Source organism: Clostridium sp. (genome assembly GCF_016650095.1).
GTDB lineage: Bacteria > Bacillota > Clostridia > Clostridiales > Clostridiaceae > Clostridium_AD.
Genome location: NZ_JAENWL010000165.1, coordinates 1 through 7,564, shown reverse-complemented (window position 1 = coordinate 7,564; position 7,564 = coordinate 1). Strand labels below are relative to the sequence as shown.

Here is a 7,564-nt window from a genome sequence, read left to right as displayed (position 1 = left end):
ATCCATAGCTAATTTAAATTTTAATTCATGAGCGAAATTGCGCCAGAATGCACTTCTTGGTATACGTTGAGTAATTTCTAAAACTAAGTTTGTCCCCTGTAATTTCTTCATGACTTTTTTTATAGTATGTCTACTTGTATCTGATTGAAGCTTAAAAAATAATCCTTCTTCAATAAATGGTCCAAGTTTATTTAGAGAATTACTTAATTTATCACAAGCTAACATAGTAAGATTTTCTAATTCTCCAGTAAGTCTAGCTTTTTCAAACATTTCATCCGGGAAAAATTCTAATCTTGAATCCCTAACTAGTATTTCTAATGATTTAACCATGCCGGTGTTTAAATTTATAATAGGCTCAACCGTAAGTTCTATAGATTTATTTTTAATTATACCTGAAATATGATATGCCTTTTCATCAACCTTGTATATTGATTCCTTATCTAGATAATTACTTATAGACGTTTCATCTAAAAACCACTGAACACCCATGCTTGATGATAGGCTAGGGCTATATAATCCTATAAGTTCATGTTTTAAAACTGCTCTTAAGTTATACATTGTATATATCATTGCTGCCATTCTTTTATTTGCATCCTTAGTTTTGCGAATGAAATTTAATCCTGCAGATACTCCAGCTAAATAAAAAGATGGCTCATATAGTTTATTTCTAGAATCGGAGAGCAAATAATCTATACCATGTCTCAATTCCGGTATTATATCTCTTAATATACTAGCCCCATCTCCATCTGGTATATCAACATACTTAACATTCTTCGTTAATTCCTCACATAAACTAATCCAAAATTTTCTTTGTTTATTGTTATCAAATTTTAAATAATCCATTAGTGAATGTAATTCTAAATATCTTGTATCATAAAAAATATTACTATGAGTTTGGTAACTTCCAAAATCAATAATTGATGGTTTCTTCACTGAAACAATTATATTCCCTCCATGAAAATCACCATGTATACAAGAATGCAGATATTTCACCTCACTACCGTGCCACACATCCTCATCTGTAAAAAATTTATATGGATTCGGAAAAAATTTATCAACTCCATCAATAACTAACCATTTTTTATCTTCATCAATCATTAAGGCCTCAAAAGCTCTTATAAGTTTCTCATCCATAAATCTATAGCCTAAGGAAGTTTTCATTATTTCAATAGGCGATTTAATTTCAGAAGTATGCGGTTTATTCCAATTATATATAAATTTAGCTACTTGTTCTGACGTTTGCTTAACCAATGCTAATTCATTTTCAAGTGAATATTTCAGCGTTTTAATTCCTAATACATTATCTCCAGCTAATTCATATAAGACTCCAAATCTCCTTAAATTATTTTGACATTGTATTTCCACTTCATCAATAATTTTCGGGATATATCCTTCAATAGAATTCTCTCTTGACTGCAAAAACGCTTTGTTATGTAGTCCACTTTCATTCATTTCTTGAATCTTTAAAACTCCTAATTTACGAGATTCACCAAATTCCACAGTATATACTGCTGCGCCAGATTCTCCACTATTTAATTCATTTATTATTTCTATAGGTTGGTTTTCTTCTGTAAATTTTTCTAAAACCATTGTTTTCTCTTGCTGGCTTAGCATATTTTACCCCCTGTATCATTTATTGTGATTATCCTGATATTTATAATTAGATAAACATACCTTTCTCCAGACCCATTGCTAATCAAATGCCGATTTATAAAATTATAAACCATTTTAGGTGAATTTAACAGTGTATAAACTATGAACTTCAATAAATTATATCGTTTACATTTTTTATCTATTAATTCACACATATATATAGGGAATATTCTCCGTTTCCTAAGCTAAAATATTGTTATCTTTACTTAATTATACTACAAATATATTATTTTACTACAAACGCAGAAAATCACACAGGCTTTGTCAATTATTAAGCCTGCATGATTGAATACCTTATTGGTAAAAAAACTATATTAAAAAATTTAGCTAGCTAAAAAGCTTCCTAGTACAATAATACTTATCTTCTCTTTTTTCGAGATCAAACTCATTTATAGATGTAATTTTATCGTGTTGCTCTACATGAAGTACATATCCCTCTTCATTCTTATTTTCAAAAAAAACTTTCGTATAATTCATAACTTCTACTTTGTCCCCATACATATCATAAATTAATGTTGGTACCTTATTTAGCATATACATCTACCCCTTTAATATTTATTAACTATAAATTAATAAGTATTATGTTATATCAATATTTATGCTAAAAATGTCATTTAGTTTGATTTATTTTTTTATATGTTTTCTTTCAGAATAAATCCAAAGGTTTTTTATTATTAATTATCACTTGACGAAGCAGCTACATTAATTTCCTAATGTTGCCACCATGACTGCTTTTATTGTATGCATCCTATTTTCAGCTTCATCAAATACTATTGAAGCTGAGCTTTCAAATACCTCATCCGTAACTTCAACACCATTCATTCCAAATTTCTCAAATACTTCTCTACCAACCCCAGTTTTTAAATCATGATATGCTGGTAGACAGTGCATAAATTTAGTATTTTTATTATGTGTCAAATCCATCATTTCTTTATTAACTTGATATGGTTTTAGTACACTAATCCTTTGTTCCCAAACTTCATCTGGTTCTCCCATGGACACCCAAACGTCAGTGTATATAACATCTGCACCTTTTACTCCCTGTGCTACATCATCAGTAATAGTAATTTTTGCGCCAGTATCCTTAGCTACTTCTCTACATTTTTTAACTAGTGCTTCTTCAGGAAATAATGAATTTGGAGCAACTATTCTAAAGTCCATCCCCATCTTCGAGGCTCCTATCATAAGAGCATTTGCCATATTGTTTCTTCCATCTCCAGTATATACAAACACAATGCTGCTTAATGGTTTATCAAAGTGTTCTTGTACCGTTAGAAAATCTGCAAGAATTTGTGTTGGATGATCTTCAGTTGTTAAGCCATTCCATACAGGTACTCCTGCATATTTTGCTAGGTCTTCAACTATTTCTTGGCCATATCCTCTATATTCTATTCCATCATACATTCTTCCAAGAACTCTAGCAGTATCTGCTACAGATTCCTTTTTGCCAATTTGAGTTCCTGTAGGTCCAAGATAAGTTACATGTGCTCCTTGGTCAAGTGCACCTACTTCAAAAGCACATCTTGTTCTTGTTGAACTCTTCTCAAATATTAGAGCGATATTTTTACCTTTTAATGTTTGAGTTTCTGTGCCTGCATATTTAGCTCTTTTTAAATCCCTTGCTAAATCTAGAAAATAATTAATCTCTTTTGGTGAAAAATCCATAAGCGTCAAAAAATTTCTGTTTCTTAAGTTAAACATAATAAATTCCCCTCTCTTATCTTTAATTCTAATTTTCTTAATGATTTCTTTAATTATATACTAAAAGTAATCATTAAGCATTATTTCATCATTATATTAAATCGACTTCTTCTAAGTCGTTAAATCTTCCCTATAGAACGGCATAGACATACATCTTGGCCCACCCCTACCTCTTGATAGTTCACCAGAAGGTATTTCAATAACCTTTATGTTGTTTTTATCTAAAATCTCATTAGTAATATAATTTCTCTCATAAGTTATTACGGTGCCAGGAGATATAGCTAAAGTATTTGATCCATCGTTCCATTGTTCTCTTCCTGATATAATTTTATCTCCGCCGCCACAACGTATTAAAGTAATATCTTTTTTTAAATACCTAGAAAGTATTTTTTCTAAACTTCCCTCTTCTTCTTTAGTTATTAATTCTTTATTCTTATGATCATACGATATTGCCGTAACCCTGAGTATTCCTTCTATTCCTGGATGAACTGTAAATTTATCATAATCAATCATCGTGAATACTGTATCTAGATGCATGAAAGCTCTAGTTTTCGGTATATCAAATATTAGAATTGTTTTAAAACTCTCTCCTTTTTCAAATATGTTTTTAGCAATATTTATAACCGCTTCTTTATCAGTTCTTTCACTTTGACCAATTGCAATTATTTCTTTTGATAAAATTAATTCATCACCACCTTCAATATTAGATACCTCGTTTCTGTCGTACCATAATTGAATACCTGAATCTTTTAGCTCTGGGTGGTATTTAAAAATATATTTTCCAAACACTGTTTCACGTCGTCTTGTTTTAGTTTTCATAGAATTCAAACTTATTCCCTTCCCAATGCATGCAAAAGGGTCACGTGTAAAATATAGATTTGGCATAGGATCCATTATAAATGGATATTCATCATAATGTTCTTTAATATCTATTTCTTTTTTTCTAATTCCTGCCATAACCTTATCTATCATTTTTCTTTCTGGCATAGAATATAAATACTTTTTTAAAGATGTTATGATTTGCGTCTCATTTATACCAGATTCCTCTATAACTTCATTTAAAAATAGTTCCTTAACTGACGACTCTTTTAATGCTTCTACAGCTAAATCTTCGAGGTATAATGTTTCCACACCATTTTCCTTTAGTATCCTAGCAAAATTATCATGTTCCTGCCTCGCTACCTTTAGGAATGGAATATCATCAAATAAAAATCTTTCTAAATATTCCGGTATAAGATTTTCAATCTCTTCTCCAGGTCTATGTATAAGGACGGTCTTTAGATTTCCTATTTCTGAATAAATATTGATTTTTCTATTACCCATCTCCCTTTGCCTCCTATTTAAAATAATAAACAATTTTTGTTCCAGAATCTTTTTATTAAATTTTATTTCTTTTAAATTTTACCTCATATAAAATTAACCATATTTTTATATTATCCCCTTATACAATGCTTGTCAACTGATGTAATTTCATATTATTAAGTATCCCTTCCACTTAATAATAATTCATTATAATTCTATGCAACCTTCTTAAATACAAAAAAAATTCTGTAAATCATATATATACATTTAGCTAATATAATTTTATTTATATTTTTATATTTAATTTGACATAATAATATATAAGACCTATAATAAATTATATACCCCTATCGGGTACAAGGAGGACAATTGTATGAATATTTCTTTTAATGATATTACAAAAAATGCCTTAATACAACACCTCGAGAAAAAAGGTAAATCTTCTGTTAGATTACTTATAAGAGGTTTTGGTTGAGGCGGCCCAATATTAGGTGTTGTTCTGGATGAACAACAAGAAGATGATATTGTAGAATCAGCAAACGGGATTAAATTTGTTGTAGATAAGGAGTCCTCATTTGTTTTTGAAGATTCAAAAATTATGTATAATAAAAGCATTTTTGGAGATTCCTTTAAGGTTTCAACAGCAAGTACTTCAAATAGTTCTTGTTAAAAAAATCAAATAAATCACTTATTGTGATATGCTAGTATATAATTATATCTTGGAAAATAATAATTATAGTCTATAATCTATAGAATACAATTATTATTTTTTCCTAAATATATAGTTTTATTCCCAGTAAACATATTACATCAGCTAGTTTTTTATAAAAAAAGTAAAAGACCTATATTTTATAGGATCTTTTACTTTTTTTAAGGTTTTCTTCAATAAATAACAACTAGATATTTATTTTTTCAATTGTAATTTTCTACAATTTTTTGTACTAATTTTTTTATGGCACTGGCTTGAGATACTAATGTCATTACCACTAAAAACACTGATATCCTTTCCTCATCGCTTTCTTTTAAATCTAAAGCATCAATTGTCTTTTGTAATTTAGCTCTATCACACAATTGTTTTTTTGCAAAACCATCAAAGCTTTCCTTTTGCATATCAGAGAAAATTTTATAAGCGTTCTCCCATGAAATAATGTCATCACTTCTATTATTAATTTCATTAAAAGCTAACCTAAAAACTTTTTTAATTTCTTCTGATGTAAGTATTGGTCTCATATAACTAAGTAATACTAACTGAGCAAGATGTAATTTTGTATAACCTCTTTTTTTACTATCCTCTGGTTTTGATATAACTTCGCTCTTTATATAATTTTGTACTATATTATTAGTATAATTATCAGCAACAAATCTATCATTTAAGTAATCAATAACTTGAGATAAAAATAAGTCGTACTGAGGTAATTCTTCATAAGGAATTATGCTACTTTCTGATATTTGCTTTGATAATAAGTTTATATTCTCGAGATTAAATTTAACCTTATCCACCATTTATCACCTTCCAAAATTAATTGCCTAAATAAATAACAGTTTTGTACTCTAAAACATACAAATTTATTTATACCTAAATTGTAAGGTATATATAACCCTATTACAAGTTATTTTCTATATTCTTTTATAATTTGCATTTTTCATACATAATTTAACTGAATATCTACAAATAACTTCATATTTTCATACAAATAAGGTTCAACTGAATCAACTGTGATAATGAATTAAAAAATGGAATAGTTAGTCTTTCTATTCTAGACTAAATTTAGAATTTAAAAAATTTATGTGATTTTTCATCTTAAATGAATCATTAATGCTTTAAGATAAATTATTAACTTAAAAATCGTTAAAAATTTTATTATTGCAAATTTAAGCAATCTACTAAATTTTTTTTATGCCCTTCCCTTATGCAATTTGATTTAATTCACATTTAATATTACAAATATGTAGATTCTAAACAATATAATTAAGTTATCCACATTTTTTAACATATAATCCACAGAAGCTGTGGATTATATAATTAATATGTAAATGCCTTATTTAAAGGCTCTAACATATTAAAAGTAATTGTGACAAGTTTTTTATCCACATTGACGACTATGCCCTTTGCATAATCTGTTAATATTTGTGTGGAATAAATGCTATTTCTAATAGTTTATGTTCTATAAATTATTATCTTTTTATGCTATTTATTTTTTCTCTTATTCCAACGAATTATGATATTTTTGCTTAGTAGTACAACCCTTCGACATATATTTTTAAATAATCATATATATATCCATAAAATTACTATTTTACTTTTTATATATTTTCGCGTTAAAAAACCAATAGTACATTGTATTTACTGACTTTACAAGATTTATTAGCTTAATCTATTCATTTAAAAGACTTAACGACTATAGTAAAAATATGTATTTTTTCTAAAAATTATATTGACATTTGTATTATATGGTAGTATATTAACTTTAGATGGAATTTAATATTAATTTTGTAATATTAACTAAATTAATCTAGTGAAAAATTTGACTTTAAACGTCAGTTTTATTAATATTTCAATATTAAAATGTCGGAAATTGTTATCCCTAAGGAGGATTTATTATGAAATCAACAGGTGTTGTAAGAAGAGTCGATGAACTCGGAAGAATTGTTATACCAATAGAACTTAGAAGAACTCTAGATATTGCCGAAAAGGATGCCTTAGAAATTTATGTTGATGGTGAGCTAATTATTCTAAAAAAATATCAACCAGCTTGTATTTTCTGTGGTGATGCTAGAGATGTAGTTAACTACAGAGGTAAAAATATATGCAAACCTTGCCTTGAACAACTTAAACAAGAAAAATAAACTTAATAATCTACTAACATAAATAAAAAGGAATCCTATAATCTATAGGATTCCTTTTTAT

The 7,564-nt window shown here is 27.8% G+C and carries 6 protein-coding genes; 1 reads left to right on the top strand and 5 read right to left on the bottom strand.

Going from position 1 to position 7,564, the window contains the following annotated elements; translation table 11 throughout:
• From JJE11_RS10735 to JJE11_RS10715, 5 genes are all read right to left on the bottom strand, one after another.
• Positions 1–1,614: hypothetical protein (locus JJE11_RS10735; protein WP_291635419.1), on the bottom strand; the 1,614-nt coding region annotated here is incomplete at its 3' end.
• 366 nt (positions 1,615–1,980) lie between these two features.
• A complete protein-coding gene (locus JJE11_RS10730; protein WP_291635417.1) occupies positions 1,981–2,187 on the bottom strand; it encodes a hypothetical protein in 207 nt (68 codons plus the stop codon).
• A gap of 168 nt (positions 2,188–2,355) precedes the next feature.
• Complete coding sequence (argF, locus tag JJE11_RS10725) at positions 2,356–3,354, bottom strand: ornithine carbamoyltransferase (protein WP_291635414.1); 999 nt, start codon at positions 3,352–3,354, stop codon at positions 2,356–2,358.
• A gap of 111 nt (positions 3,355–3,465) precedes the next feature.
• The gene (gene arcA, locus JJE11_RS10720) at positions 3,466–4,677 is read right to left on the bottom strand and encodes an arginine deiminase (RefSeq protein WP_291635411.1); all 1,212 of its coding nucleotides are present in this window, start codon (positions 4,675–4,677) and stop codon (positions 3,466–3,468) included.
• Between the two features lie 891 nt (positions 4,678–5,568).
• Positions 5,569–6,159, bottom strand: a complete 591-nt coding sequence (locus tag JJE11_RS10715; protein ID WP_291635409.1) for a DUF1836 domain-containing protein — start codon at positions 6,157–6,159, stop codon at positions 5,569–5,571.
• Between the two features lie 1,098 nt (positions 6,160–7,257).
• On the opposite strand from JJE11_RS10715, the gene JJE11_RS10710 reads away from it, so the two are divergent.
• A complete protein-coding gene (locus JJE11_RS10710) occupies positions 7,258–7,503 on the top strand; it encodes an AbrB/MazE/SpoVT family DNA-binding domain-containing protein (protein WP_124996827.1) in 246 nt (81 codons plus the stop codon).
• Positions 7,504–7,564: the final 61 nt, after the last annotated feature.